The sequence below is a fragment of the Ferrovibrio sp. genome, assembly GCF_046297595.1.
Classification (GTDB): Bacteria; Pseudomonadota; Alphaproteobacteria; order Ferrovibrionales; family Ferrovibrionaceae; genus Ferrovibrio.
On the sequence record NZ_JBKBHT010000007.1, the window covers coordinates 56,773 to 82,266 of the forward strand.

Below are 25,494 nucleotides of genomic sequence, written 5' to 3' on the forward strand. Positions count from 1 at the left end.
AGCACAGCAAACCCCCTCTGTGGCAGTCGTGGTCAGGTGCGGTAGTCGGAATCCGTACGTTCCAGCATCCGCTTGAAAGCCTCCCATTCAATATCCGGGCCATTTCCGGCCTCTATTTTGTCGTAGCCGCGGCTATATTGCCCGGCGGTCTTTTCCGCGATGCCCGGTGGGGCCTGCACGACCGGCGAACCTGCCGACTGGATGGCGAGCTGGGCCCGGCAGGAGCGCTCCAGGTTGAACATCAGCTTGAAAGCTTCCGACACCGAGCGGCCGCAGGTCAGCAGACCGTGATTGCGCAGGATGAGCACCGACTTGTCGCCCAAATCGGCGATCAGGCGCTGTCGCTCATCCAAATCGAGCGCGATCCCTTCATAGGTGTGATAGGCGATACAGCCATGGAACTGCATTGACCACTGATTGAGCGGCAGCAACCCATCCTGTTGGCAGGACACCGCCACGCCGGCAACCGTATGGGTATGCAGCACGCAGACCACATCCGGCCGCGCCGAATGGATCGCGCTGTGGATGGTGAAGCCGGCCGGGTTGATATTGAGGCCGAGCGGATCCTCGATGACCTTGCCGTCTATATCGACGGTGACGAGGGTGGAGGCTTTCACCTCCTCGAACCGCATGCCGTAGGGATTGATCAGGAAGCGATCATGGCCGCCTGGCAACCGCGCCGAGATATGGGTGTAGATGCTGTCGTCCAAGCCATGGCGGTGGATCAGGCGATAGGCGGCCGCGAGGTCGACTTTGGTCTGCCAAGTGAGATCATGGCTGTTATTGAGGGCACGGATGGAGGCCGTCATTGGGATCATCTCCAGAAAGGTGTGACATACTGTCATGTGCTTGAAATGAACTGCAATCGAAAAGTGTCGACAGTCGACATTTTTATTGATACTAGATGAATCAAGGACATAATCGATGCGTCTCGCCTCAAAACCGGTCGGATTACCCGCCGTCACGAACCAGGATCTGGTCAGCCAGATCGCGGCCATGCTTACCGACGCCATCATTGTCGGCCGTCTGCCACCTGGCGCCAAAGTGGCCGAGGCCGCCATCGCCCGTGAGCTCGGGGTCAGCCGCGCACCGGTGCGCGAAGCCGGTCGCCTGCTGGAAAGCCAGGGCCTGCTGGTTGCGATCCCCAGCCGCGGATTCTTTGTGCGCACCCACGCGCCGGAGGAAATCGACGACCTTTACGATCTGCGCATTTGCATCGAGAAACATGCCGCCGCACTGACGGCGCAACGCCTGACGCCGGAAGGCCGTGCCGCTCTGCGACGGCAACTGGACGTGCTGTACGAAACCGCCGCCATCAATGACCCGGCCCGGCAGGTTGAGGAAGATTATCGCTTCCACCGTCTAATCTGCGAAATGTCGGGCAACCGCCGCTTGCTCAAGCTGTTTGACGATCTAGCCTCAGAATTGCGGATCGTGATTGGCCTGATAGGCCGGCTGTATGACGATCCGCATCGCATCGCGGAGACACATGAGCCTCTGTTGGCCGCGATTGAAAGCGGCGACATAGCCCGCATCCATGGCAGCGTGGAATACCATCTTGGCGATGCCTGGCGCGGCGTCTCCAATCTGGTGCGTACCCTGCCGCCGAAACAGCCTTAGCCAATGGAGACAACCCGTGAAAGCGGTCTACAGCGACGCCCATCAAAGCCATGATCCGGAATTCTTCCTTGTGCGCGGCAAGGTACGCAAGACCACCGAGCAGCCCGAACGCGCCGCCCGCCTGCTGACGGGCCTCGATGCAGGCAAGCACAGCATAATTCCAGCGCAAAGCTTCGGCCCTGGTCCACGTGCACGCGTGCATAGCCCCGATTATCTGGCTTTCCTCGCCGATGGCTACGCCGAATGGAAAGCGCTAGGCGATGCCGGCAGCGAGATGATTCCCAATATTCATGGCATGCGCAGCCAAATGTTGAGTTATCCTACCGGCATCGTCGGAAAACTAGGCTGGCATACCGCCGACACCGCCTGCCCGATCGGCGCCGGCACTTTTGCCGCGGCTTGTGTCGCTGCCGATGTCGCCACAACCGCTGCGCAGATGGTGCTGGATGGCGAAGACAGTATCTACGCGTTATGCCGTCCGCCTGGCCATCACGCCTACCGCGACATGGCAGGCGGCTTCTGTTATCTCAACAACAGCGCGATTGCGGCGGCGCACCTGCGGCAGAAATTCGAGCGCGTCGCCATTCTCGATGTCGATGTGCATCACGGCAATGGCACTCAGGGCATATTCTATGAGCGCGCAGATGTGCTGACCGTGTCGCTGCACGCCGATCCGTCCAGCTATTACCCCTTCTTCGTCGGTTACGACCATGAGCGCGGCGCCGGCCCCGGCCTCGGCGCCAACCTGAATATTCCGCTGCCCCTCGGCACCGGTGATGCCGATTACCTGCAGGCACTGGAAAGAGCGGTGCGGACCATTCGGGCCTTTGCGCCAGGTGCCTTGGTGGTGGCACTTGGGCTGGATGCTTCTGAGGCAGATCCCCTGCAGGGTCTAAAGGTGACGACCGCAGGCTTTGAGCGGATTGGTCAAGCTCTGGCCAGAATCGGCCTACCCACCGTTCTGGTGCAGGAAGGCGGCTATCTTTCGGACATCCTCGGGGTCAATCTGGCAGCAGTGCTAAAGGGGTATGAAGCCACGCGCTAAACCACGATACAGCGCCTGCCCCGTTGCCCAACCGGCCCCCACCGGATTCAAAATGCTCTATCCCGCTCCCCTGCCTGCCCCTCTAATGTCTGGATAAGACTCTAGGCTCTGGTCAAAAACAACGCCGAAGATGGAGCAACCAGTCCCCACAACATACTGTCCGGCACAAGTGCAACAGTACATAAAAACTAGCCGAGTTCAGACCCTAACGCAGCGCACCAGGTGCCCTGCCGCAACCGTCTTGGCCAGCGGCTGGCTAGTCAGGCAGGATGCCTCGGAATGTCGGCAGCGCGGCGCAAATGCGCAGCCCGGCGGCAGGTCGGCAAGATCAGGCGGTGCACCCGGAATCGCCTCCAGCCGCGCCGCCGCCATGGCACCATGAGCGCGCGAGGCTAGCAGGCCCTGGGTATAGGGATGACTGGGATTGCGAATCACGTCCCGCACTAACCCGGTCTCGACAATGCGCCCGGCATACATCACCGCCACACGGTCGGCTACCTCGACAGCGACTCCGATATCGTGGGTAACCAGAATCACCGACAGGCCAAGCTCTCGCTGCAACTCGCGCAGCAGCAGCAGTATCTGGATTTGAACGGTGGCATCCAGCGCCGTGGTCGGCTCATCGGCCAACAGCACTTCGGGGTTGCAGGCCAATGCCAGGGCGATCATGGCGCGCTGGCGCATGCCCCCGGACATTTCATGCGGAAAAGCATCCAGCCGCCGCTCTGGCGACGGAATCCGCACGCGCCGCAATAATGCCAGGGCACGAGCGCGGGCAGCCTGCCGTGACACGGATTCATGGCGAAGAATGGTTTCCGTGATCTGGTCGCCCACCGTGTAAACCGGATCGAGGGCAAGCAGCGGTTCCTGGAAGATCATCGAAACGCGGCGCCCGCGGAAATCGGCCAGCGCCCGTCCGGACAGGGTCATCAGATCCTCACCGGCAACCTGCATCGCACCAGCGATTTGCGTGCGCTTCTCCGGATGCAGACGCAGCAGTGATCGCAGCGTAACACTTTTGCCGGAGCCTGACTCGCCCAGCAGCGCCAGAACCTCGCCGCGCTCAAGCCGCAGGTCGACACCACTCACAGCATGTACCGGTCTGCGCCCACCGGTGAACGTGACTGTCAGGTTACGAATGTCGACGATCGGTGCGGCAACAGCCGAAGCTTCCCCCATAACTCCGGTAGCCGCGCTCACGATGCAGCCTCCGGAAGCACCGCCGACTGCAGGGCCGGAGCGTGACTGTGGCCGGAGCCAAGGTGATTCTCGGTCTTCTCTAAGCGGGAAGATCGAACAACACCCCCCCGCTGCCGTCTAAGTAGAACATGATTCGCGCTTTCCGGTCAATCGTTTATCGGGGGACCGGTCATGAGCAGTCTGGCTTGGGGGAGGGCAAAGCGCGAGATTCTTGCGCTTAGGCCAGAGATTGCCACCCTCATCAAAAGTGGGGCCACGCTTGTCGAGGCCTACAAGATTCTCTGTGGTGCCGGCCGTCTCACGGTAGGCGAGAGCACCTTCTTCCGCCACGCGGCGGTTATTCGGGATGAGACTCTGGCCGAGCCTAAGCAGGCAAAACCGCCAGTCGAACTCACAGCCGAAGTCCTTGCCTGGCTCGCAGCGGCCCCGAAGCCGGCCCAGGCAGCACCCTCACAACAATCGAACGCCGATGAACCCGCTGCTGCCACCCAGGCTGTGGCGCGCATCGATTCGCCCTCAAAGCCGGCCCGGCCGGCTGGAGCTGCCCCGGCAAGCCCAACACGGCTGCCGGTAGGGGCAGGCACGGAACCCGAGGTTCTGAAGTTCAAGGGCCTCAAGTCAGGTGGGGACCACTGGTGACAACGAACAACAAACGGCAACCAAGGAGACGACAGATTATGAAGCAAGTTCATCTGATCCTGCAGGGAAAGGGCGGCGTCGGCAAAAGCCTGGTCGCCTCTCTGATCACCCAGCACTTCCTGGCCAAGGGACTGGCTCCGATCTGCTACGACACGGATCCGGTAAATCAGACCTATGCCGGCTACAAAGATTTTGGAGCCATCCGTCTTGAGCTGATGCGCGATGGCAACATCGATCAGCGCCAATTTGACCAGCTGATCGAAGCGATCATCAACGCCAAGGACGATGCCACATTCATCGTCGACAACGGCGCTGCGACCTTCGTTCCGCTCTGCGCCTATATGTTCGAGAACGACGTTGCTGGCTTCTTCAAAGAGCATGGCCTGCAGCTGGTCATCCATTCGGTTCTCACTGGCGGTCAGGCCCAGGCCGACACCATGGATGGCCTTGCCTCTCTCCTGGATCACTTCAAATCAGTCCCCGTCGTTGTTTGGCTGAACGAGTTCTTCGGCCGCATCGAGCGCGACGGCCGGAAGTTCGAGGACAGCAAACTGTTCCGCGACAACCAGGAACAGATCCAAGCCCTGATCCGCATTCCTGAAGTCCGCAAGGAAACCTTCGGCGCCGACATGGATCAGATGCTCCGTCAGAAGCTGACGTTCAAGGAAGTCAAAGAGGCCGCTGGCTTCACGGTGATGGCAAAGCAGCGCCTCGCGATGACCTGGCGGACAATCGACGGCCAGATCGCCGCAGCGAACCTCTGAGTTAGGCGGGGACAATGGAAGTGATCGAAAAAGAAAAACCATATCTGCAGACCGTGTCAGCCGGTGGGTTGGACTTCAAGTTTTCCAGCCGCAGCAGCAACCAAGAAATCAACGCACATACCAAAGGCGTCGATGGCCTGCCGTTAATCCTGTCCATTTCGCACTACTACATTGGTGAAGAATTGCTTGCCTCGGCCTGTCATTTCTTAAGCGAGGAGCATGGACCAAGTGGCTATACGCCGATGCTGAGGTTGACCGCAGCTCGGGGGACTGACCTTCAACAAGTTGCAGATCGACTGGTTGCCGTCAAATTCGAGCGTGTCCGGCATCTCGGCACCGATTGGTTGCTCAGCTCAACAGGGCATGCTGCGGCGCTGGATGGTCAGGGTGAAATGATCACTGTTTCACCCGGTCTGATTGACGACAGCTGGAGCTGGGAACGAGAGAGCCTAGCACTGGAAGCATTCAATCAGGCAACCAGCAGCTTTTACCGGCTGCAGGGCATGAATTGCCCCAATCGGGAAGCTGCAATGATCCAGGCACTCGCGGCTAAAGAAAAGCTTCGTAGCTCCAGTGTGGCTCTCGCACTGGCCATCGGCCTTACCGTGATTTCGTGACGGGAGGGCATAGCGATGAGTGATGCCTCCAAGTTCAAGGAACTTACCCTGGCAGCATTAAGTCCCGCCAGCCGGAAGGCCATCGATCAACAAATCTCGATGTACAGCCTCTCCACCACCATGGAAGCCGTCGGCCTGCTCCGCAAAGTCCAGGTCGCCTATGGCAAAGGCTCATGGCCGAACATCGATGACTTCCTGTCGCGCCTGGACGCGCAAGGCACAACCGTTGGGGTCGAGCCATGACGGACCAAGCTGCCTTTGAGCCGATATCGAAGCAGGAGGTTCGCACTCTGCTTCTAGCTGAGCATGGCGTGGCAGTCGGTGAGGACGATCCGATTCTCATGTCTGTGACGCTGCACACCGCATTCATGGGTGATCTGGCGCGGTCCCTGGAAGCACATCGCAAATCCCAGAATGACATCTTCGAGCAGGCCGTGGTCGGTGTGGTGGAGTCTGTAACGCAGTCCGCTAACAAACTGCGCGATGCCTTGCTCGATGGTGCAGTCCGCAGCGTCCTTAACGGTGTGGCTCAACAGTCGGAAGCACTTGGTACGCTGCAGAGCAAAACCAAGTCTCAGCTGATCGCCCAGGCTGTTCTCACTGCTCTGAATTGGGCAGCCGTCATCGCCTTCTTCTTCATCCTGAAATAGCAACAACAAGCCGGGGGAACCCACAAATGCGTAAATCGACTGAATACCTGCCGTCGTTGATCCTTCTGGCCGGGATGGCATTCGTCATGTTCGTGGCACCGCAAATCGCGCTTGCTGCAGATGACTCCTGGGTGGAACCAGGCGTTGAAGCTGCCGGCAACATCGAAGCCGGCCTGGTTACGTTAGGAGCCGTGCTGGTGGGTATCGGCGTTATCGTCGCCGGCATTATCGCGGTAGTGATGGGCAAACTGGAGTGGCCCCGGCTCATCTACTGCATCATCGGCGGTATCTTGATCATGGCCGGTCCGGCGATCATTCGCGGCCTGATCAACCTGAGCAAAGTGGCCTGACCATGAAGGCCACGAGTTTTGTTTTCACCGGCGTACAGAAGCCCATGACACTCTTTGGGCTTCCGCCGAAGGTGATGTTCCTGGTGATCGCAGCAATGGGATGCTCTTTTGGCATCCTGGTTGCGGTCGGTTTGGCTCCCCTGGCAGTGCCAGCCTCTGTTGTGCTTGTCGTCGTTCTCTGGACATGGCTATGGCGCAAGAACAACCGCGATTGGCATTTCGGCAACTACCTGTTCTCTACGCCAAGGTTTTGGGCGTCTAGGGGACAGGCAGCTTTCTTTCTCGCCGGCCGCAGCTCGCGTCACGACAGGATAGTGTGATGTGGGGTGAGGTATTTATGACCAGCCTTGCAGCGCTATCGGTGGGGGCGCTGGTAGAGCCTTCGACACGCAAGCTGTTCCTTGGCGATATCAATCAGGACTGGATTGCGAACGAGCTGGAGATCGATGAAATCGATCCCGACCTGCAGGGCGTCCGCCTGAAAAATGGCGGACAGTTTCGCGTTTATCAGATTCGGGGAACCAGCTATGACGCCAAGGTCATAACGCAGCAAGAGCAGATGCTGCTCGGCCGCGCGGCCCTGCATCATGCCCTGGGCAAGCTAGGTATCCAGCACTGGATATTCGGCGTTAAGCGCCAACGCGATATCGGCTTCGAAGCAATCTGGCCCAGCAAGACGCTATCTGAAATTGGCGACGCTGAACGTCGGGTCTTTCAGTCCGCCTATTTCGTCAACTGGTATGTCGTGGTCGGCGGTCGAACCAAAACAGCCCTGGTCGAAGCCTGCGATAAAGTTACCTCGATGATGGAGCAGTATAAGCCAACGCTCCTGTCATCCCCGGAATCATCGGAAGAACCTTGCCCACTGACCTGCTTCGTCAGCTACCTGGTCTCAGGTGAGTATCGGGACGATCTGACGCGCCACTCTGGCAGCATGTCCGGCTGCATTCCTGCCGCAGATTTGATCATTACGACAGATGGAACGATTACCACTCGTGTCCCAGCACTTAAGATCCACCGGACTATTGCTATCCGGGATTGGCCGGAGAATTTATCCGGCCAGATCTTCGCCGATATCCTAGCGATTCAGGGCGATCTCGAAATTGTGCAGATGTGCGAGCCTTGGGATCGTGACGAAGCAATAGCGCTCTATTCACGCCGCAAGAAGGAACTGGAAAGCTCGTTCATCAAAAACGATGAACTGCTTGCCCAAGTCATTGCGACGCTCGCTCTGCTTGCCTCAGGCAATACCACTGTATTTTCGACCCAACTGCAGATCACAGCCCGTGGATCCAGCGCCTCTGAGCTGGACCGACTTGTAAGCGATATCTGCAAGTCCCTTGGCGGTCGTCGGATCGAATATTCGGTTGAAACCAAAGGCGCAGGGCTTTGCTGGTTTGCGCGCATTCCGTCTTTGAAACCGCGCCGGATATCAAGTTCCACCAGCCTGCTTCGCCCGCTGATTCTGCGTGAGCAAAACATCGCAGCAATCTGGCCCTTTCACCATTCCTTCACCGGGCAACCTACCAGCCCGCTTGGCGATCGGCCGGTTCGCTATTTCCGGACGCCTTCAGGCCAGGCCTATGCTTTTCAGTTTCATGTTTCCTCTAAGCCACAATCCAAGGGCCACTTCCTCTGCTTTGGCCCGACAGGTGGCGGTAAAACAACACTCGTCATCCACATACTGAGCGGGTTTGCCAAATTCTCAGGCGTCCGTGGATTCGTTTTCGATTCCAAGGAAGGTGCCCGCTACATGATTGAGGCCATGGGCGGTCTCTATCAGGGCTATGACGAACTCCAGCTCAATCCGCTCGATGTTGGCGACGATACTGCCAAAAATCGCCAACGCATCTACACCATCCGTAAGGCGCTCGCTGGTTCGTATGAGCGCGGTGAAAAGGATGACGAGATCCTGGCTCATGCCGTCGAACTCGCATTCAAAACTGAAACGCCTAACCGGACGCTCAATACGATCTTTGAGTTTGCGTTCCCGCGTGGAATGCCGCTGCGCCGTGCGATTGCCCCTTGGGTCGTGGACGGTAAAGGATCCAGAGGCATCCGATCCCACCTTATGAATGCACCAACCGACAGCCTGGGCAGCTTCCTAGCTTCTTCGCATCTGGTGGGTATCAACATGAACGAAGCGCTCGATGACCCAGCCACAGGGCCCGGCGTCGTAACGCACATTTCGTCCGCCATCGGCCTTTCAGCCGCAAGAAACTCCAAGGGTTTCGGCATCTACATCGATGAGGCGGCGAAGCTGCTGCAGAACGATGGCTTCAAGGCCCTGGCAATCGAAATGTTCCGTGAATACCGCAAGCTCGATGGCTTCGTGGGCTTGGGCTTCCAGGATCCGAAGGCATTGTTCGACTCTGGCGTCAGCGATGCCATCCTGGACAACACCGCAACCCTGATCTTCCTGCCGAACAGCCAGGCCCGCCGCGACAGCCTGGAGCGGTTCAACCTGAATGAAGAGCAAATCGGCTTCATTCTGGGTGCCGGCAACACGAAGGAAGGCCAACGCCAGGCTCTTATCGTCCAGCGTGACGCAACAACGGGTCTGGACGAGAGCGGCATCATCGATGTGAACCTCGCGATCCTGGGGAACGCGCTGCGGTTCTATCGCTCCGGCCCGGAAGCTAACCGCGTCATCGCTGATCTTAAAAACCAATGGGGGGCCGAATGGCTAAACCATCTGTGAAGTCCGTCGCAGCAGCTCTGCTGCTTTCTGCTGTCGTGTCAGCCGCAACGCCGGCACGTGCCCTAGACGCCGTTATCGACCAGGCAGCGATTGCGAAGCTGGCCGAACAGCTCACCAAAATGCAGCAACAGATCGATGCGTTAACCGCAATCATGAACGCCACGCGTCAGCAGGCCAACGCCATCGGGAAGATGGGCCAAATCTCGATCCCGATGCTGAATCTGCAACGAGTGGCAAGCAGGCTTCGGCAGGATTCAGAATGCCTCATGCCTAATTTCGACAAGCTGATGCCCGGCGTCGATATGGATGACGTTTCCTGGGGTTCCATTTGCCATGCTTCCAATGGCTACCGGACCACAATGTGGCTGGATCCCAAGAAAATGAAAGGCCAGTCATTTGACAAGCAGGATGAAATGCGTCGTGCGGTCGAGGCGCGCCGAATCAATATAGCTGTGGACGCAGCCGCGAAAGGCAACGGCCAAGCTGATATGGCCATTCGCGGCGGAGAGGACATGAACAAAGCTGCATCAGATTTGGAGACCGCCGTACTGGCCGCGAAGGAAAGCAATGAGTGGCTTGCAACAATCGCCCAAGGCCAAGTCGTTATCGCCAGGGCGCATATTCAGCAAACACAGATTCTCGCTCAACTTCTCAAGGTTCAGTCCACTTACATGGCTCTGACTGCATTGCCGCCGCAAAGCGTTCTGGCTGCAGAAGAGGAATGATCCGAGTGAGCGCGTCAATCTACAATGCGATTCCGCAGCATCCGTGCGATCTTTATCGCCGCTCTATCCTCATTGGGATCGAGGTCGAGCAATATACCTTCGACGACTTTGTTGCCACCAATAGGACGGTTCTTGTCCTTTTTTCGGCTTCGCTTCTTAGCCATGTCGAGCCCAGGCTGACTACCCAAGCGATTCCATTCAACAATGGCCGGCTCGGCTTCGCCTTCTCGAAACAAGTAAACCACCAATGGAAAAAGCGGGAAGAACAGAATGATTGGCAGCACTGTCATGGGTATGTGGATTATCCCCAACAGAACTCCCTTCAGCTTCGGACTTCTGGACAGTGCCCTTTCAATCCTAGCCAACACGAGTTTTCTCAACCGTGCATATGGCAAGAGGACGAGCAGGGCCCCAACCAGGTAAGCCAATACTGCCCAGGCCGGGTCTGCGAGCAACAGGATGATCCTGTCGAACATCTCCGCGCCCCAGTATGGCATTTAGTTTCCAACTCGCCACTGCTGCCAGTCCGGCAGATCATTGCACTGGCCTGTGAAGATGTTGCTTCTTCGTATTGCTGCGCAGGCATTGCTTGCCTGTTCCAGGCCGTTCCACTTCCTGATCCTACTGGGAGCAGCTCTCCAGTAACCCCAAAGTTCGTCCCACTTGTACGCCATCAAGTACAGGTCGTGGCATCGCTTAATCGTCTCTGCATTCTGTTCTTTATCGAGATCGCTCATAGCTGCTTTGCGATCCACATCAAGTCTCTTCGCCCACCGCTCGTACTCATTCCCGGCAGGGCAATTTGCCTTCCGATAGTTTTTGAGCTGTTCGTCGCTTTTCAGGGCTGTCCAATTCGCTTTGGCCGAGGCGAAATCGAAGAAGCTGTCTCGATAGACATTGTGGCCATAGCGCCAGTCCTGAGCGCTCACCGACGCCGTTCCCAATACAGCCAGGATAACGCCAATGAATAAGGAATGCTTCACCTGCGCCATCGTTGCCGAGTATGTCGACCTCGCAAATGGATACACCCAAGAGCTGAGTACGGCTCTGGTCAGCGCCATGCAAACTGCCTTTCTTGCATACATTGGAATCTGGGTAATCGTTCACGGTTATCGGATGATTCTGCTCAAGGCAACAGTATCTGACCTGGGCAAAGAAAGCATCTATGTGTTCATTTCGGCGTTGCTTCTTTTTGGCTCCGGACCCGGCTTAGTCAACGTCATTTTCATAGCTGCTTTGAAGATGATGGGCGCTGCAGCAGCTACGGCGCTTCTTGTTGCCAACAAGAATATCGATGGTGCACCGGAACCCTCTACTGAGACGCTCGGCGCTGGCATGACCGAGCTTGTACGGGTTGCGGAGGACGGAGTGGTTTCCGTTATCCAGATGGCTTTCAAAATCGCCACGACAGTCGGGTGGACGAACTGGCTACCTGTACTCTTCGCGATTGTTTTGATTGTCCCGTATTTTCTAGTCCTGATCGTCTACTTCTCACAGGTCGTTGTATCGATCTTTCGTATTACGATGTTAGCCACCCTTAGCCCATTCATGATGCTTGGCTTCGGCTTTGGGTGGGGCCGTGAGATCGCGACGAAGGGCATTCGTACCGTAATCTCGTCGTTCATGGTGCTCTTTGGAAGCACTCTTGCCCTAGGCGTCATGCTTTACGGGGTTACTCGTCTTGGCCTTGACGATATGCCTCTTGATCAAGCCGCCGACTTCGCTCGCATAAACAACGCAAAATTTGTCGTAGCAGTCGCTTTGGGCTGGCTCGGAACCGCCTTTATGACGGAAGCGACGAGCATTGCCAATTCCATCACCGGCTCTCAGCTCACAAACCAGGCGGCTGCAATTATCACGACAGGTGCCGCGGCGACCGGGGCGGCCATGTTCAAATTTGGCCGCCAGGGATTGTCCATGATTCCGAACATCGGAATGAACTCGCAAACCGGTGAACTCAAGTTCAACGGCCAGAGCATCGGCGATCACGTCCAGGCGCTGCTGCAAAAGGCCACCAAGCAAACCCCCAAGCCGTAAGCCAGGAGAACTGCGTTGAACACATTATCCCTTATCCACGCCGCGCCACGTAAGGCAGGGATCCTGCGGAAGGCAATCTCGGCATTGTCTGGCGGGTTCGCTGTCGGCCTGATCCTGATCCTCCTGGTCGGCTGCACCGTTTCAGGCAAGAGCGTCGAAATGCCTGCCAATGACGGCAGCGGCAGTGATCTCATGCGGAAAAGCCCCTGCGCCTGTTCCGAGATCGATTTTAACAGCAGGGGCTTCGTATGGGCCTCCTGAAGTTCACACTGCCTCCACTCCGGAAGCGGGCGCTCGGCACGGCAGCCGGGGTCGGCACTGCCGTATCCACTGATCAGCACCAATCAGTGAATGAAGCGGATCCATATAGCTTTCAGGTAGCCCATCGCCGGTTGGCCTGGCTGCTTAGGATTTCGGCGGGCACCAACATCGCGCTGCTGTTTACCATTGTCGTTCTGGCCAATGCCATCGCGACGATGCTTCCCCTGAAGTCAACGGAAGTAGCATTGGTCCGTTCCTACGATTCCAACGATAAAATCTATCGTATCGAGCCCATCGCGAAAAACGTCTACGGCTTCGATGTGGCCATGGAAGGCATTGCGAAGCGGTATGTCCGCGAATGCCTGGAAATTGACTCGGTTACCCAAGTCGAGCGCATGCGGTTCTGTTCGCGCGTGGCAGATGGCAAGCATTTCGAGCGATTTACCAAGGACCGTAAGGCCGAGGTCGAGAAAGAGATCAAGGGCGGTCTGACGCGCTCAATCATGATCGAAACCGCCGAGCGCATCGAGGCAGTCGGCAATACCTACAAGTATTCCGTCGAGCTTCTGCAGATCGATAAGCGCAATGGCGTCTTGGTCGAGCAAAGGAAGCTGCGCGCATACCTCAACATCACTACCCGACCGCATCGGGTCCATCCCGTCGACAAGTACGAAAACCCGCATGGTTTTACCGTGCTGGACATGTCTCTCAAGGAGAGGGCTAACGCATGAAATACTTAGTTCTGATTGCTGCTCTGGTGTGCCTGGCGGCCGGCATGTTCGGGCTATTCGTAGACGACCTGTATCTCATGCGCTGGTGCCTACTGGTCGGCTTCGTTCCACTCTCTCTCATGGCGTACCAGCTGCACCGGTCGGAGAAGCGGGCTGCCGATTACCGCCGCCCCGAGCCGCTGTTCGCATTGGACTTTGCGGTTTTCTGGGTTGTCGTCGCCGTTGGCGTGTTGGTGGCTGCTGCATCGGCCACAGCACAGACGGCGGTTGGCGGTCCGCGTGTGCTCGGCGGATCCTCGTCAGGAGTTCCGACGCCGGCACCGATAGGGCCGGTCACGGCCGTCCCGGTCCCGGATTCCATGGTGCGCCAGGCGGCCGACCAGGCTGAGGGCAAGTTTACTGCAATGAAGCGTGGCGCGGTTGGCGGCCAGGTTCAGGAAGCCTGGGACAGCGACAAAGCCAAGGGCACCTTCAAAGCGCAGATGTGCAACGACTGCGAATATAAGGTCCGCCTGCGCGAATACATGGTCTCCCTGATCGAGCTGCCGACAGGTGAGCAGATCGAGAATTGGGACAACGGCGATACTGAGAACTTCGAAGTCGTAAAGCGTGGTGATCGTCGGATCGCCGTTCGGCCACAGGGCTTCGGCATCGATACCAACCTTATCGTTTACGGCAAATCCGGGCAGACCTATCCGATCTACCTTCGCACGGAGAGCATCAACAGTAGGAACGTCCCGGACCTGCGATTCGTGATCGAGGGGCATGTTCGCATCGTCAAGCCGGCACCGCTGGCGAGCGAAGCCGAACCCACGAAGGACTCTATCGACCAGGACACGACAGAACCTGCAGGAACCGGGACCAGCAAACCACGCAATCAGAGCAGTTCCAAAACACCATCGCCGGCCGCACTGGCGGATGCGGCCAAGGCCGTCAGCAGCTCGCAAAAGAAGCCGGACTTTGTTCAAACGGCTGCCTTCAGCCCCGACAAGCTGCGGGGTTGGGGCCATTACAGCCTGCGCGGTAGCAATGAGCTGAAGCCGGAGACCGTCTTTAGGGATGATTATTTCACTTACATCCGGTTTGGCGATAAGTGGAAGGATATCGAGCTTCCAACCGCCTATATCGTCGTTGACGGCATCGATGAGACCGTCAACACCCGTGTTAACGGGACAACTCTGGTCGTTGAAAGCACGCAGCGCCTCATCACGCTGAAATCCGGCCTGAGCTTCATCTGCATCGAATACAGGGGCGTCTGATGGCCCTCTGTGACGTTCTAGTGGCCCTTGGCTTGACGTTCGGTGGCATGTGTGGACCGCAAGCGCCGGATCGGCAACCGGCGCTGCCGGCCGACGACCAGGCAGCGTGGAATTTTAAGCCCGCGCCGCCCGCGCCGCCGCCGCCTCCTCCAGCGCCGGCAATGCCGCCTGTCGTGATCGAGCGCACTGTGTCGGCACCGCAGCCACCCGCACCGGCCCCGGTCGTGACACCTCCGCCAAATCCTTATCGCCTGGCCTTGGCGTCAACACTGGCCAGGCGTGCCTCTGGCGGCTTCCAGCTGGCTCCGCACACTGCCGCTGAATCGATCATCACGTCCGGCATGCCCAACGCCGGCATTCAGAATGTCAACCTGTCGCCACCACCACCCCAGATCCAGGAGAAATACCATCACGACGGCAGGATCTCAGGCCTTCCGGTCGACAGTTCGCGGATCCTCACGACCGACCGCTATATCAGCGTCATTTTCGAGACCGGCGTTAATAGCCAAATCGAGAGCAAGAACGGTGGCCAGGTCATCCTTCAGGTGAGCCGGGACGTGTTCGGCTATCACGGCCGCAATCTCCTGGTTCCGAAAGGCTCCCGCATGGTCTGCGACTACAGCAGCCCGCGCCGGCAGGGTGATTCCAGGCTGTCATTCAACTGCGCCCGGATCCTCATGGCCGAATACCGCTCGGAGATTCTGCAGCTCGCAGCGCCAGTGGCTGACGTACAGGGCCGAGGCGGCGTTACCGGCGATGTAGATAACCGCTTTTGGGAGCGTTATGGCACGGCGTTCATTCTCGCCGGCCTCTCTGCCAGCGTGCGCCTGGCTACTGCAGTCGGAACGCAAACCACCACCACGACTGCCACCACGACATCTGGAAGCACCACCTCGGCCATTGCCGATAAGGGCTCCCAGGAGCTGAGCCAGAAGCTGGGCGAGATCGCCGCCTCCGATCTGGAGCGCAACATCAACCTCATGCCGATCATCACAATTTCGCAGGGTACACGGGCGCAGATCCGGCCTGCCCAGGACTGGTACATCCGCCGAATCGAGGATGGCCCTGCTCCGCCACCAGCCGACCTGGCCAGCTCGGCCGCCAAACCTTCAAGCAAGTAAGCAAAGGGGTAGACCATGACTAGAATTGTCATCAACTGCATTGCCGCCATCGTTCTGACGATCATTGGAACATTGGCGATCGGGGCGCACGCCCAAACCAAGCCTGTTTCCGCTCTGCCGGAGGCACCTTCTCTGGCTGAGAAGGTGGAGATCCTGACTAAGGCTAGGACCGCCATCGATGTTCCGCTTAACGAACCGCGCGCCATCGATCTGTCACTGCTGAACGTGCCAGGGATCGAGCGGACATTGACTGATGGTGTTACTGCCAAGGGCTACACCCGATATGTCGACGTGAACAGCAAGAAAATCGGCCAGGTCGTCCTGGTCGGTGTGGAGAAGAACGGCCGCCAGGAAGCTCTGAACTCGACCGATTTCACCGCCCAATTCGATATGGCAAAGCCGCAGCTGGATCCTGCGGCCGACGTGCTGGTGAAGGGTGATCGTGCTCAGCTCCGGGTAGCCCTGGAGAAACTTGCCGCCGCCAAGCAGGAGGAGAAAAGGGAAGAGCCGGCCAAGGCAACTCAGCAGGCCGCCGCTCCGCAGTCGAATAGCGGCCAGCGCCAGAACGACCTTGCCGGCAACTATCAGACGCCTTCTGCAGTTTCAGTGGCACCAGCGCCGGAGGAATCCGTGCGCGTTTCATCGGATGGTTGCCCGATACGCGTCGACCTGGCGCAGCTGCGGGCTGTCCAGCAGAACAAGTCGATTACCTCAAAGGGCGGCACGGTCCAGTCAGAGACCGAATGCAGTGATTCCAGTAAGGGGTTCCCGCTGCTGCGCAGCTACAGCGTTTGCAGCGATCAGATCGATCTGGAAGCCCGGAAATCCCAGGCGCGATTCAAGCTCTATTATGTTGATGAGGGCGGCGCGACCAAAGAAGTCACCGACTGCACTCCGGATTCCGACAAGATTTTTCCTATTGTTGAGAAGTACGACTCCTGCACTGTCTCGCTTGATTATGTAGGCAAGCTGGCGACGCCCAGAGCGACGCTAGTCTACATGGATGCCAGCAACCGTGAGGTTCAGGTTCGTGGTTGTGAGGCTTCAGAGGCAAAACCAGCCGTTCAGCTGGTGGCGACAACGAACGGCTGCTCAATCCGCCACGATTTCGCCAACTCGAAAAGCTTCCAGCAAGGAACGCATCATTACACACTGGAAGGCGTCACCTATCAGGCCGGCGCTTGCGCGGACAATGGCACTGAGTATCCGCAAACCAAAGTCTACACGGATGCCGGTGGTGCCTATATCTGCCAACCCGTCATCGATCAGAACGCCAGCACCGTTGCCTTACAGAGCAGGCTGCGGATCACCGTCGGCTCTCTCAGCCAGTTCATCACTGATTGCACGCCCGACACTTCGACTTTGGCGGTCCAGTCTACGACTGACGGTTGCACAGATCCGTCACTGTGGCAGCACGATATGGCGGCAGCGCGATCCTACGGGCAAGAGCGGTTCTTCTTCCTCGACAATGGCAGCCGGAAGTATCTCGGCCAGTGTCAGAACTCGCAGTCTGTTTACGTCCATAAGGTACAGATCACCGGTTATCAGAACCATGATGGCCAGCTCTATAGTTTTGCACAAACGACCGTCTACATCGAACCTTTATCTGGGCGGTTTGATATCAAGGTGAGCGAGGTTCTGCCGGGCGCTGTGCAGATTCCCTACGAGCTGCAGGGCACCAGCACCGCTCTAACCGGAACCTCGACATACCAAGGATGCGATGCGCTTCGCGAGACCAATAAGGTTGAGCAGTGGAAGCGCCCGGACAACACAATCTACAACAAGATTATCGGCGCCGGCACACCGGTTGGTCCAGTCGATGTATGCGTGACCACACTCATAGATAACAGGCGGCTCACGACCGGATATTCCTACCAACTGTTCCACACCGTTGGAGACAGCAACCAGCAAGACTACTGGTATCAGCGAATGTGGGTGACTGGCTTAATCCAAAAGCACCAGCTCAAAAACACCGAGACAGGCCAGATCGTGGGCAACACCTGTTCGTTCGATTCAGGCGGTTGGTACTCTGGCAACGGCGCAATCATGGATAGCCAGCAGCTTAACTGGCATTGGACTAACATCGGGGCTCCCGGACCTGCGGTGCAGCAGATGTTCCTGCCACCCTGCCCGTACTGAGCCTGGTCAGCGCCATGAATGCTTCCGTTCATGGGTCTGACCTGATGCTGCGCCGGCTGCTAGAGCCGCTGGCGCAGCATTACTCAGATCCCAGCACTATTGAGATTCGGATGGTCCGGCAGGAAGTCGTAACGACTGACCGGCGCGGCGATGGTAAGCGGCAGATTGAATGCCCTGAGCTATCGCTGTCGGTGATCGAAACGATCTGCAAGGCTCTCGGCAACTGGCATGGCTTGGTATTCGATCCAGATACTAAGCCGAAACTGTCGACGGTCCTGCCTGGTGGTCACCGCTTCGAGTGTTTGGTTGGTCCTTCCGTCCAAACCGGCCTTTCCCTGGCTATCCGCTGCAAGCATCCGTTTAGCCCCAGCTGGCAACAGCTGGGGGTGAATGATGCTGTGAGGAATTATCTCATCGGCGCTGTCAGCTCCGAAAAGAACATCATTGTTTCGGGTGCAACAAATACTGGCAAAACGACCCTTCTTAATAAGCTCCTGGAATGCATCCCGGAGGATCGACGCGTTATCGGCGTCGAAGATACGCCTGAGCTGCATCTGGGCAGGTTCTGGGATAGGGTTGGTTTAATCGCCGCCCGCGAGGAAGGCACAGGTGCGGGCATGATCACCTGGCGGCAGATCTACGACCATCTGATGCGCGCCACACCCGATCACCCCATCCTGGGCGAGATCTCCACCCAGAATGCATTTGTCGCACTGGCAATCCTCAACAGCGGTATGACGGGCTTCATGTGCTCGATCCATGCCGAAAGCACGCACCAGGCGATCAACCGGAAATTTGAGCAGAACATCGCCTGGTCAGGCAATCACATGCCGAAAGTACCGGAGTTTCTGCGTGAGCTGGTCGACGTGGTTGTGCAGATCAAGCGCAGCGCCGACGGCTGGCGGCGCATCACCGACATTTACGAGCCCAGAAACGACCGGTTCGTGCTGCAGGACGGAGAAATCGTCCTGCACGATCCAGACAGGAACGCCGCATGATCCAGAACGCCTTTGCCTGGCAGTCGTGCCCGGTTGATCCCAAGATTCTGCCTCTGGTCGATGCCATGAATGCAACCGGCTTGATTCGCACCTGGGCATCGTGCCAAGGCCACCTGACCGGCACTAGCTGTCCGTATGTCGCGTTTTTCTGCGATGTCCCTGTTGCCGAGACGCTTGCGGAAAATCTCTGGACCCTCCGCCGATCTAGTCGCCTCAATTTCAATTGGCACATCGAAGGCGGCTTCAATTATCAACATCGGCTGATCTACAGCCTAAGGTCGCACGAACTTTCGCACGCCAACGGTATGGCGAAGGTTCTTTGGAATTATGCGGTTCTACGCTCCAGAATTGACGAAGACCTTAAACGCCTCGCAGAAGAACTGCTGAACGGACGAATTCTGGCCAGGAATAGGCCACCACCAAAGAAAGGCCAGCATTCCGACGACCACTGCGAAGAAGAGGATCTTGTTCCAGCGCGCCTTGAAGTTTTTTCGGCCGGTAGGATCAGGTGTTTTGCATTTCGGGCAAGCCTCTTCAGCATCCCTGGCAACGAGATGCTGACACGCACGGCAGGGGACAAGCATAGCGGACACACTGAATCTCCCATAAGTGGCGACAGAACCATCATACCAAACCCAGTCTCGATTCGAGAAGGAACGGCATCATGCTGATCCTTCGTTTTGTCGTATTCCCGTTTTTGCTCTTTGCCACAATTGCCGCCATTTTGTTGCAATGGCACTGGGCGGTGGGCTTCTACGCCTTTGATTCGCGTTGGTGGCTTTGGTCGTTAAAGACCATTATGGCGACGGGTGGCCTTCCATCCGAGCTGCTTTACCCAGTTTGGTGGACCGGGGCTGCCGGCATCGTTCTCATGGGCGCTGCTGCTGCCATCTCATCCCGCGCTGGATCGAAAACGCTCCATGGCGGCCGTGATGCCCGGAATACCCATGGCTCCGCCAGGTGGGCGAATGTGGGCGATGCCAGACGAGCCGCCCTGCTTGGCTCAGTTGGTGCCGTGGTAGGTGGCTGGAAAGGCAATCTGCGGGTCCGCCCCCTGCACCATAACGGTCCAGAGCATATTCTGGCTTATGCGCCGACCAGGTCGGGCAAAGGCGTCGGCCTGGTCGTCCCCACCCTGCTCTCCTGGCTCGAAAGTGCCTTAGTGCTGGATATCAAGGGCGAGAATTACGCCCTGACTGCCGGTTGGCGAAACGCTATCGGCCACCGCGTCCTGCGCTTCGACCCCGCCGCCCTGAGCGGCTCAGCCAGGTACAACCCGCTTGCCGAGGTCCGCATCGGATCGCCGTACCAGGTGGCCGACGCCCAGAACATCGCCAGCATGATCGTGGATCCCGAGGGCAAGGGCCTAAAAGACTTCTGGATGAAGGAGGGTTGGGGCTGGCTCACGGCTGCCATCCTCCATGTGCTGTATGTTGTTCATCGCGATAGCGGCGGTGAGAAAATCGCCACGCTCGCAGATGTCCATGAATTTATGTCCGTTGGCGGTGACCAAATTGAAGTCGCCGGCAGCGATGGCGATGCCAGCTTTAAAGCGCTGCTTGACGACATGACGCAGTATGAGCACGGCGACGCCGTCGCAGACAGGGTCGTGAGAGCTGCGGCAAGCGGCATGAAAAAACGCGCACCGAATGAACGCAGCGGCGTGCATTCGTCAGCAAAGGTAGACCTGTCGCTCTACGCCGATCCGATTGTTGCCCGGAATACCTCGATCTGTGACTTCCGCATCGCGGATCTGATGAACAGCGACAAGCCTGTTTCGCTCTACCTCGTGATCCCGCCGAAAGACATTAAGCGCCTGCGGCCGCTTTACCGGCTTATGCTGAACCAGATCCTCAACCGGCTCATGCCGGAATTAACGTTTAGTGCTGGCCAGCCAACTAAACATTATCGGTACCGCCTGCTCCTCATGCTCGATGAGTTCACGTCGCTTGGAAAACTAGACATTTTCCAGGAAGCGCTGGCGTACATGGCCGGCTATGGCCTCAAGGCATTCATCATCGTCCAGGATATTGCCCAGCTGCAGAGTCAGGACGCATACGGAAAAGATGAAGCGATCACCAGCAACTGCCATATCCGTGTGGCCTATGCGCCCAACAAGTACGACACAGCCAAGGCCCTGTCGGAATTGACGGGTAAAACCACGCTGGTACAGCGAAAGCGGTCCAGATCCTCAAAGGCTGGCGAGCTGACCGGCAATATCTCGGAAAGCATCTCTGAGGTCGGACGCAATCTGATGACGCCCGATGAGTGCATGAGTCTGCCCGGCCTTCGCAAAGGCCGGTTTGGCCGTGTTGTGCCCGGCGACATGCTGATTTTCGTAGCTGGCCAACCAGCCATCTATGGCCGGCAGTTTCTATTTTTCAAGAACCGCACGCTAAGGCAGCGGTCATCGATTCCCGCACCGTCCAATGCAACCAACGAAGGAGAAAATGCATGTCAGGTGGCAGCGTGAGCAACCCTCTACCTCCCAAAGAGCTACGGAATGTAGAGGCAGCTATGGTCGCCCAGGCAGCTTCCCAGGGCTTCGTCGTGGCCGTCGATCCCGAACTGGCCATGGTCATGGGCGCTTTCCGTGATGAAGCGCTCGATGGCCAAGCGGCGGATGACAGCCGCCTGGCAGCCGTCGCCGGCGACGACCAGGGAGGCGGCGAATGAGCAAGGATAAATCCACTCAGCGGCCGTCCTGGCGCGACGAAGTCGCAGACGAAATCTACAAGCAGATTGAGGCAGGCACCGCACCCTGGCAGAAGCCCTGGAAACCGGGGATCGTCGCGGACCGAGCATTCAATCCGGCGACCAATAAGCCATACCAGGGCATCAACCGACTCTGGCTGGAAATGAAGGGTTATTCAGATCCTCGCTGGTTGACCTACAATCAAGCCGAGGCTCTTGGTGCCCAGGTTCGCAAGGGCGAGCGCGCCACCACCATCGAATACTGGAAATGGTCGGAGCGTGAGCCCGTTCGTGACGACGCCGGCAATCCGGTTCTGGATGCCCGAGGCGAACAGTTCTACCGCGACTTACAGCTCACCAGGCCATCGGTATTTTACGCCAAGGTGTTCAACGCCGAACAGGTCGAGGGAATGCCGCCTTACGTGGCAAACCAGCTATTTTTCGACCCGATTGTTTCAGCTGACGGCATCCTGCAGGAATCTGGCGTCAAGCTTCTCAATGATCAAAGCGATAGGGCGTTCTACAGCCCCATGTCAGATCAGATGCATTTGCCGCCCATGTCGGCTTTCGATACTGCCTATGACTACTACGCCACGGCCCTCCACGAGCTGGGCCACGCTACTGGTCACCGCTCCCGGATGGATCGCGAATCTGGACCGTTCGGATCGGAAGTCTATGCGCGCGAGGAATTAAGGGCGGAGATCTCCAGCTACATGGTGGCTCGTCAGCTTGCAATCGGCCATTTCCCCGAGCGGCACGCCTCCTATGCCGCCTCCTGGCTAAAAGTGCTCAAAGACGACCGGAACGCTCTGTTCCAGGCTGCCCGTGATGCGGATCGTATTGCGACCTGGATCCTCGATCCCAGCAAACGCCAGGAAATCGAGCAAGAAATGCAGGCGCAGAGAAAGGCGACGAAGATGGAAGAACAGCAGCTCGAAGCGCCCGAGCCGGCGCATACCCTGCAGCGGCAGCCGAAGATTTGGCTGCAGGTACCATTCAAGGAAAAGGAGGCCGCCAAGGCGGCTGGTGCCAGGTGGGATGGCATCAATAAGAGCTGGTATGTCCATGAAGGACAGGACATTGAAGCCGTCAAGCAATGGCGAACTGGCAATGTACCTGCACGCCTCACGGCACCGTCGCCGGCAGAGCAATTCGGCGCATTCCTTCGCGAGCATGGCGTTGTGCTCAAGAATACCCCCGTCATGGATGGATCCTGGCACCGGGCACCGCTGGAGGATGATAAGCCAGGCGTACTGACGGCTTCTTATCGTGGCTTCCCAGACGGCCGCGCTAACGGGCAGCTCAAGAACTTCAAAACCAATCAGCTGCACAAGTGGGTTTCAGATATTGAAGTGCCAGGCCCGGCTGAGCGTGAGAACCTGAAGGTTGAAGCAAAGAACCGCAGCGAGCAGCGGGGCAAAGAGTTGATTCGCCAGCACGAGTTGGCCGCACATAACGCAGTGGATATTTGGGAACGCGCCTTCCCAGAAGAGCGGGCACCCATCCTCGGCCTCAGCAACACCTACCTGGTATCCAAGGGCGTCAAGAACCATGGCCTTAAGTACAATGAGCGTGGCGAGTTTCTTGTACCCGGCCGTGATGTCAACGGCGAGCTGCATACGCTTCAAAAGATCGCCAGTGACGGAACCAAGCTGTTTTTGAAAGGCGGCCGCCAGAAAGGGGTTATGTTTTTAATAGACCCAGACAAGAAACTCGGCCGCGACACAGCCATCATCTGCGAAGGTTACGCAACCGGTGCCACATTGCATGAACGGTCAGGAAAGCCAGTCGTCGTCGCATTCAATGCCGGGAACATTCTTTCTGTTAGCCAAGCATTGAGAGACAGGTATCCCGACGGCAAGTTTGCGATTGCAGCGGATAATGACCACAAGTTGGAAAGTCGGCCGATGGGGAACGTCGGCGTTCTTAAAGCCCAGGAAGCGGCCGAGGCTATTGGAGCGCAGGTACTGATCCCACCGCTCACGCCTCAGGAAAAGGTTAAGGGGCTAACTGACTGGAACGATCTGCTGGATGAACGTGGGGAGAAGGCCGTCGAGGCCGAACTGAAGAAGCAGCTGGGCCAATCACCGGACAAACAGAAGCAACCGGGGCTGTTCCAAAAGGCCACGCAGCTCGTCCGCGAGGGCATCGGGCTATGAATGCGCTGATCGGGCGGCCGGCTTCGTCGGCCGCCCCTTCCCTTTCTGAAAAGCAAGCCTGCGTGCTGCAGATCATCGCCTATGCCTCGCGCATATTCGAGGTGTCGCACTCCCAGCTCGTCGGCCGCGACAGGAGCACGCCGGCATTCCACGCTAGGGCCGCAGCGATTCATGTTGCTCGAAGGGTTACCGGCCTTAGCTTTCCTGCTCTTGGCGAGTTGTTCGGTGACCGCGACCATACGACCATCATGTATGCCGAAAGCCAGATCGAGATTCTCAAACTGCGATCACCACGATTTCAGCGTCGGCTCGGCCGGCTTCTCGACATTTCAGAGGCCGTCGCCGGCAACGCCGGCATTCTGGCTTTAGCGGACGACAACGCAGAGCAGGTGTTTTCCGACCTGGCTGTTGCATTTGCCAAGGCCAGGCGGATGGACGCAAACCGAGCGGCCGATCTAATCGCCGCCCTGGTCGTCGCTATCCCTCACAAAAACGAGACCCCACGATGATGTATCTGGTTGGCAATACTCGGCTGCGCTCGGATGATCCCAGCATCGACCAGGCCTTGGCTGCAGTTCGTGGTTCTAAGACCAGGCCGCGTTGCCTATGCGTCGCTACCGGCGTCGAAATGTACGTCGCCCGGATCCAGGGAAAGCACGTCATCAAGCGGATGCCGGACTCCGGCGGGTCTCACCACCCTTCGTGTGATTCCTACGAACCGCCTGCAGAGCTGTCCGGACTGGGCCAGGTGATTGGTTCGGCCATCCAGGAAAGCCCAGACACAGGCATAACAGCCCTCAAATTCGATTTTTCACTTTCCAAGACTGGCGGCCGTGCCGCGCCGGTTCCCGGCGACGGCGAGGCCGACAGTGTCAAGACCGATGGCAGCAAGCTCACGCTGCGCGGTGTACTTCACTATTTGTGGGAGCAAGCCGGCTTTAATCGCTGGTCGCCCTCGATGGCGGGCAAGCGGAGCTGGTTCGTGATCCGCAAATATCTCCTGCAGGCTGCCGCTGAGAAATCGGCAAAGGGCGTCAACCTAGTCGACATCTTGTATATGCCGGAAGCCTTTAACGCTGAACGTCACGCCGACGCTACCGCACGCCGCATTGCCTATTTTGGCAAGGTGGCCAGCCCGACAAAGGGAACCAGGCGGCTGATGATGGTGATTGGGGAGGTTAAGGAGCTGTCCCCCAGCCGATACGGCCACAAGATCGTCCTCAAACACCTTCCTGACTGCCATTTCATGCTCAACGACGACATACACAAGCGGCTGGTGAAGCGGTTCGCGGTCGAGCTGGGACTGTGGGACGGCATCGAGGGCACGAAGCTGCTGGTAATCGCCACATTCAGCGTTGGGCAAACCGGCATTGCTTCTGTCGAGGAAGCTGCCCTGATGACCGTTACGGATAGCTGGCTCCCGTTTGACAGCGTTTATGAGAAAATGGTGCTGGACGGCCTGGCTGCCAGCGGTAGGCGCTTTATGAAGGGCCTGCGGTACAATCTGCCATCTTCCAAGCCTCTGGCTTGCGCGGTGGCGATAGACACGCAACCGGCTCCAACTGCGCTGTACGTCGTGCCGCCAGGCTCCAGCGACGAGTATTCGGCCGAGGTGTCCACCCTCGCCCAGGATAGCAAGCTGGCGTCCTGGATCTGGTCAGCAAGCTCCGGCGAAATGCCGGCGTTGCCGTCCAACCAGGTCAGCGCTTAACGCGCCGGCAGCAGGGTCAGAGAATGCCGCTCAAGAATCGCGTGCTGGCGAAATTCTACCCCACTCCGCATGA

The 25,494-nt window shown here is 58.0% G+C and carries 28 protein-coding genes; 24 read left to right on the top strand and 4 right to left on the bottom strand.

The features are described from left to right. Positions 1-32: 32 nt before the first annotated feature. Complete coding sequence (locus ACK4FJ_RS16900) at positions 33-998, bottom strand: class II aldolase/adducin family protein (protein ID WP_409767905.1); 966 nt, start codon at positions 996-998, stop codon at positions 33-35. Here ACK4FJ_RS16900 and ACK4FJ_RS16905 point away from each other — a divergent pair. Together ACK4FJ_RS16905 and ACK4FJ_RS16910 are read left to right on the top strand one after the other, a co-directional pair. Then, positions 997-1,620 carry a GntR family transcriptional regulator gene (locus ACK4FJ_RS16905; protein ID WP_409767906.1) on the top strand — a complete coding sequence of 208 codons (624 nt, stop codon included), beginning with the start codon at positions 997-999 and terminating at the stop codon, positions 1,618-1,620. The genes ACK4FJ_RS16900 and ACK4FJ_RS16905 overlap by 2 nt on opposite strands. A 16-nt stretch (positions 1,621-1,636) precedes the next feature. After that, complete coding sequence (locus tag ACK4FJ_RS16910) at positions 1,637-2,665, top strand: histone deacetylase family protein (RefSeq protein ID WP_409767907.1); 1,029 nt, start codon at positions 1,637-1,639, stop codon at positions 2,663-2,665. Positions 2,666-2,863: 198 nt separating this feature from the next. Here the strand turns inward: ACK4FJ_RS16910 and ACK4FJ_RS16915 are convergent, their stop codons facing one another. Next, the gene (locus ACK4FJ_RS16915) at positions 2,864-3,865 is read right to left on the bottom strand and encodes an ABC transporter ATP-binding protein (RefSeq protein ID WP_409767908.1); all 1,002 of its coding nucleotides are present in this window, start codon (positions 3,863-3,865) and stop codon (positions 2,864-2,866) included. 171 nt (positions 3,866-4,036) lie between these two features. On the opposite strand from ACK4FJ_RS16915, the gene ACK4FJ_RS16920 reads away from it, so the two are divergent. The 9 genes from ACK4FJ_RS16920 to ACK4FJ_RS16960 are packed head-to-tail and all read left to right on the top strand — an operon-like array spanning position 4,037 to position 10,311. Continuing rightward, entirely contained in the window at positions 4,037-4,504 is a 468-nt protein-coding gene (locus tag ACK4FJ_RS16920; protein WP_409767909.1) for a hypothetical protein, read from the top strand. Positions 4,505-4,542: 38 nt separating this feature from the next. Continuing rightward, a complete protein-coding gene (locus tag ACK4FJ_RS16925) occupies positions 4,543-5,268 on the top strand; it encodes a conjugal transfer protein TraL (protein ID WP_409767910.1) in 726 nt (241 codons plus the stop codon). Between the two features lie 14 nt (positions 5,269-5,282). Then, complete coding sequence (locus ACK4FJ_RS16930) at positions 5,283-5,885, top strand: hypothetical protein (RefSeq protein WP_409767911.1); 603 nt, start codon at positions 5,283-5,285, stop codon at positions 5,883-5,885. Between the two features lie 15 nt (positions 5,886-5,900). Continuing rightward, positions 5,901-6,128, top strand: a complete 228-nt coding sequence (locus tag ACK4FJ_RS16935) for a hypothetical protein (RefSeq protein WP_409767912.1) — start codon at positions 5,901-5,903, stop codon at positions 6,126-6,128. Continuing rightward, positions 6,125-6,535 (top strand): hypothetical protein, encoded by a 411-nt coding sequence (locus tag ACK4FJ_RS16940; RefSeq protein WP_409767913.1) that lies wholly within the window; start codon positions 6,125-6,127, stop codon positions 6,533-6,535. The genes ACK4FJ_RS16935 and ACK4FJ_RS16940 overlap by 4 nt, the downstream gene beginning before the upstream one ends. Before the next feature lie 26 nt (positions 6,536-6,561). Continuing rightward, entirely contained in the window at positions 6,562-6,885 is a 324-nt protein-coding gene (locus ACK4FJ_RS16945) for a TrbC/VirB2 family protein (protein ID WP_409767914.1), read from the top strand. A gap of 2 nt (positions 6,886-6,887) precedes the next feature. Continuing rightward, positions 6,888-7,205, top strand: a complete 318-nt coding sequence (locus tag ACK4FJ_RS16950; RefSeq protein WP_409767915.1) for a hypothetical protein — start codon at positions 6,888-6,890, stop codon at positions 7,203-7,205. 17 nt (positions 7,206-7,222) lie between these two features. Next, positions 7,223-9,586, top strand: coding sequence for a VirB4 family type IV secretion system protein (locus tag ACK4FJ_RS16955; RefSeq protein ID WP_409767916.1), 2,364 nt, complete (start codon positions 7,223-7,225; stop codon positions 9,584-9,586). Further along, positions 9,568-10,311 (top strand): hypothetical protein, encoded by a 744-nt coding sequence (locus tag ACK4FJ_RS16960; RefSeq protein ID WP_409767917.1) that lies wholly within the window; start codon positions 9,568-9,570, stop codon positions 10,309-10,311. The genes ACK4FJ_RS16955 and ACK4FJ_RS16960 overlap by 19 nt, the downstream gene beginning before the upstream one ends. Positions 10,312-10,325: 14 nt before the next feature. On the opposite strand, the gene ACK4FJ_RS16965 is transcribed toward ACK4FJ_RS16960, so the two are convergent. Both ACK4FJ_RS16965 and ACK4FJ_RS16970 read right to left on the bottom strand, forming a co-directional pair. Beyond that, positions 10,326-10,787 (bottom strand): hypothetical protein, encoded by a 462-nt coding sequence (locus ACK4FJ_RS16965; RefSeq protein WP_409767918.1) that lies wholly within the window; start codon positions 10,785-10,787, stop codon positions 10,326-10,328. 21 nt (positions 10,788-10,808) lie between these two features. Beyond that, positions 10,809-11,303: a hypothetical protein gene (locus tag ACK4FJ_RS16970; RefSeq protein ID WP_409767919.1), complete on the bottom strand. Its 495-nt coding sequence runs from the start codon at positions 11,301-11,303 to the stop codon at positions 10,809-10,811. On the opposite strand from ACK4FJ_RS16970, the gene ACK4FJ_RS16975 reads away from it, so the two are divergent. From ACK4FJ_RS16975 to ACK4FJ_RS17035, 13 genes are all read left to right on the top strand, one after another. Further along, entirely contained in the window at positions 11,275-12,348 is a 1,074-nt protein-coding gene (locus ACK4FJ_RS16975; RefSeq protein WP_409767920.1) for a hypothetical protein, read from the top strand. The genes ACK4FJ_RS16970 and ACK4FJ_RS16975 overlap by 29 nt on opposite strands. Before the next feature lie 15 nt (positions 12,349-12,363). Beyond that, positions 12,364-12,609, top strand: coding sequence for a hypothetical protein (locus tag ACK4FJ_RS16980; RefSeq protein WP_409767921.1), 246 nt, complete (start codon positions 12,364-12,366; stop codon positions 12,607-12,609). After that, positions 12,597-13,340 carry a VirB8/TrbF family protein gene (locus ACK4FJ_RS16985; RefSeq protein ID WP_409767922.1) on the top strand — a complete coding sequence of 248 codons (744 nt, stop codon included), beginning with the start codon at positions 12,597-12,599 and terminating at the stop codon, positions 13,338-13,340. Before ACK4FJ_RS16980 ends, ACK4FJ_RS16985 begins: the two co-directional genes overlap by 13 nt. After that, positions 13,337-14,599 carry a TrbG/VirB9 family P-type conjugative transfer protein gene (locus tag ACK4FJ_RS16990; protein WP_409767923.1) on the top strand — a complete coding sequence of 421 codons (1,263 nt, stop codon included), beginning with the start codon at positions 13,337-13,339 and terminating at the stop codon, positions 14,597-14,599. The genes ACK4FJ_RS16985 and ACK4FJ_RS16990 overlap by 4 nt, the downstream gene beginning before the upstream one ends. A gap of 173 nt (positions 14,600-14,772) precedes the next feature. After that, complete coding sequence (locus tag ACK4FJ_RS16995; RefSeq protein ID WP_409767924.1) at positions 14,773-15,720, top strand: TrbI/VirB10 family protein; 948 nt, start codon at positions 14,773-14,775, stop codon at positions 15,718-15,720. Positions 15,721-15,735: 15 nt separating this feature from the next. After that, on the top strand, positions 15,736-17,859 hold the full coding sequence (locus ACK4FJ_RS17000; RefSeq protein WP_409767925.1) for a hypothetical protein: 2,124 nt from the start codon (positions 15,736-15,738) through the stop codon (positions 17,857-17,859). A 14-nt stretch (positions 17,860-17,873) separates the two neighbouring features. Continuing rightward, on the top strand, positions 17,874-18,857 hold the full coding sequence (locus ACK4FJ_RS17005) for an ATPase, T2SS/T4P/T4SS family (protein WP_409767926.1): 984 nt from the start codon (positions 17,874-17,876) through the stop codon (positions 18,855-18,857). Continuing rightward, entirely contained in the window at positions 18,854-19,528 is a 675-nt protein-coding gene (locus ACK4FJ_RS17010) for a hypothetical protein (protein WP_409767927.1), read from the top strand. Before ACK4FJ_RS17005 ends, ACK4FJ_RS17010 begins: the two co-directional genes overlap by 4 nt. Continuing rightward, positions 19,522-21,330 (top strand): type IV secretory system conjugative DNA transfer family protein, encoded by a 1,809-nt coding sequence (locus ACK4FJ_RS17015; RefSeq protein ID WP_409767928.1) that lies wholly within the window; start codon positions 19,522-19,524, stop codon positions 21,328-21,330. Before ACK4FJ_RS17010 ends, ACK4FJ_RS17015 begins: the two co-directional genes overlap by 7 nt. A 44-nt stretch (positions 21,331-21,374) precedes the next feature. Continuing rightward, positions 21,375-21,533, top strand: a complete 159-nt coding sequence (locus tag ACK4FJ_RS17020; protein ID WP_409767929.1) for a hypothetical protein — start codon at positions 21,375-21,377, stop codon at positions 21,531-21,533. Continuing rightward, positions 21,530-23,710 carry a zincin-like metallopeptidase domain-containing protein gene (locus ACK4FJ_RS17025; RefSeq protein WP_409767930.1) on the top strand — a complete coding sequence of 727 codons (2,181 nt, stop codon included), beginning with the start codon at positions 21,530-21,532 and terminating at the stop codon, positions 23,708-23,710. The genes ACK4FJ_RS17020 and ACK4FJ_RS17025 overlap by 4 nt, the downstream gene beginning before the upstream one ends. Next, entirely contained in the window at positions 23,707-24,219 is a 513-nt protein-coding gene (locus ACK4FJ_RS17030) for a helix-turn-helix domain-containing protein (protein ID WP_409767931.1), read from the top strand. The genes ACK4FJ_RS17025 and ACK4FJ_RS17030 overlap by 4 nt, the downstream gene beginning before the upstream one ends. Then, positions 24,216-25,421 (top strand): DUF1173 domain-containing protein, encoded by a 1,206-nt coding sequence (locus tag ACK4FJ_RS17035; RefSeq protein WP_409767932.1) that lies wholly within the window; start codon positions 24,216-24,218, stop codon positions 25,419-25,421. The genes ACK4FJ_RS17030 and ACK4FJ_RS17035 overlap by 4 nt, the downstream gene beginning before the upstream one ends. The last annotated feature ends 73 nt before the right edge of the window (positions 25,422-25,494 follow it).

Bases quoted from the DNA above. Each gene is read 5' to 3' on its own strand.
- ACK4FJ_RS16950 (WP_409767915.1), top strand. From the start codon at position 6,888: ATGAAGGCCACGAGTTTTGTTTTCACCGGCGTACAGAAGCCCATGACA.
- ACK4FJ_RS16985 (WP_409767922.1), top strand. From the start codon at position 12,597: ATGGGCCTCCTGAAGTTCACACTGCCTCCACTCCGGAAGCGGGCGCTC.
- ACK4FJ_RS17000 (WP_409767925.1), top strand. From the start codon at position 15,736: ATGACTAGAATTGTCATCAACTGCATTGCCGCCATCGTTCTGACGATC.
- ACK4FJ_RS16945 (WP_409767914.1), top strand. From the start codon at position 6,562: ATGCGTAAATCGACTGAATACCTGCCGTCGTTGATCCTTCTGGCCGGG.
- ACK4FJ_RS16975 (WP_409767920.1), top strand. From the start codon at position 11,275: ATGAATAAGGAATGCTTCACCTGCGCCATCGTTGCCGAGTATGTCGAC.
- ACK4FJ_RS17035 (WP_409767932.1), top strand. From the start codon at position 24,216: ATGATGTATCTGGTTGGCAATACTCGGCTGCGCTCGGATGATCCCAGC.
- ACK4FJ_RS17030 (WP_409767931.1), top strand. From the start codon at position 23,707: ATGAATGCGCTGATCGGGCGGCCGGCTTCGTCGGCCGCCCCTTCCCTT.
- ACK4FJ_RS16990 (WP_409767923.1), top strand. From the start codon at position 13,337: ATGAAATACTTAGTTCTGATTGCTGCTCTGGTGTGCCTGGCGGCCGGC.
- ACK4FJ_RS17020 (WP_409767929.1), top strand. From the start codon at position 21,375: ATGGTCGCCCAGGCAGCTTCCCAGGGCTTCGTCGTGGCCGTCGATCCC.
- ACK4FJ_RS16900 (WP_409767905.1), bottom strand. From the start codon at position 998: ATGGCCGCGATCTGGCTGACCAGATCCTGGTTCGTGACGGCGGGTAAT.
- ACK4FJ_RS16970 (WP_409767919.1), bottom strand. From the start codon at position 11,303: ATGGCGCAGGTGAAGCATTCCTTATTCATTGGCGTTATCCTGGCTGTA.
- ACK4FJ_RS16960 (WP_409767917.1), top strand. From the start codon at position 9,568: ATGGCTAAACCATCTGTGAAGTCCGTCGCAGCAGCTCTGCTGCTTTCT.
- ACK4FJ_RS17025 (WP_409767930.1), top strand. From the start codon at position 21,530: ATGAGCAAGGATAAATCCACTCAGCGGCCGTCCTGGCGCGACGAAGTC.
- ACK4FJ_RS16965 (WP_409767918.1), bottom strand. From the start codon at position 10,787: ATGTTCGACAGGATCATCCTGTTGCTCGCAGACCCGGCCTGGGCAGTA.
- ACK4FJ_RS17015 (WP_409767928.1), top strand. From the start codon at position 19,522: ATGCTGATCCTTCGTTTTGTCGTATTCCCGTTTTTGCTCTTTGCCACA.
- ACK4FJ_RS17005 (WP_409767926.1), top strand. From the start codon at position 17,874: ATGAATGCTTCCGTTCATGGGTCTGACCTGATGCTGCGCCGGCTGCTA.
- ACK4FJ_RS16940 (WP_409767913.1), top strand. From the start codon at position 6,125: ATGACGGACCAAGCTGCCTTTGAGCCGATATCGAAGCAGGAGGTTCGC.
- ACK4FJ_RS16920 (WP_409767909.1), top strand. From the start codon at position 4,037: ATGAGCAGTCTGGCTTGGGGGAGGGCAAAGCGCGAGATTCTTGCGCTT.
- ACK4FJ_RS16935 (WP_409767912.1), top strand. From the start codon at position 5,901: ATGAGTGATGCCTCCAAGTTCAAGGAACTTACCCTGGCAGCATTAAGT.
- ACK4FJ_RS16930 (WP_409767911.1), top strand. From the start codon at position 5,283: ATGGAAGTGATCGAAAAAGAAAAACCATATCTGCAGACCGTGTCAGCC.
- ACK4FJ_RS16955 (WP_409767916.1), top strand. From the start codon at position 7,223: ATGACCAGCCTTGCAGCGCTATCGGTGGGGGCGCTGGTAGAGCCTTCG.
- ACK4FJ_RS17010 (WP_409767927.1), top strand. From the start codon at position 18,854: ATGATCCAGAACGCCTTTGCCTGGCAGTCGTGCCCGGTTGATCCCAAG.
- ACK4FJ_RS16905 (WP_409767906.1), top strand. From the start codon at position 997: ATGCTTACCGACGCCATCATTGTCGGCCGTCTGCCACCTGGCGCCAAA.
- ACK4FJ_RS16925 (WP_409767910.1), top strand. From the start codon at position 4,543: ATGAAGCAAGTTCATCTGATCCTGCAGGGAAAGGGCGGCGTCGGCAAA.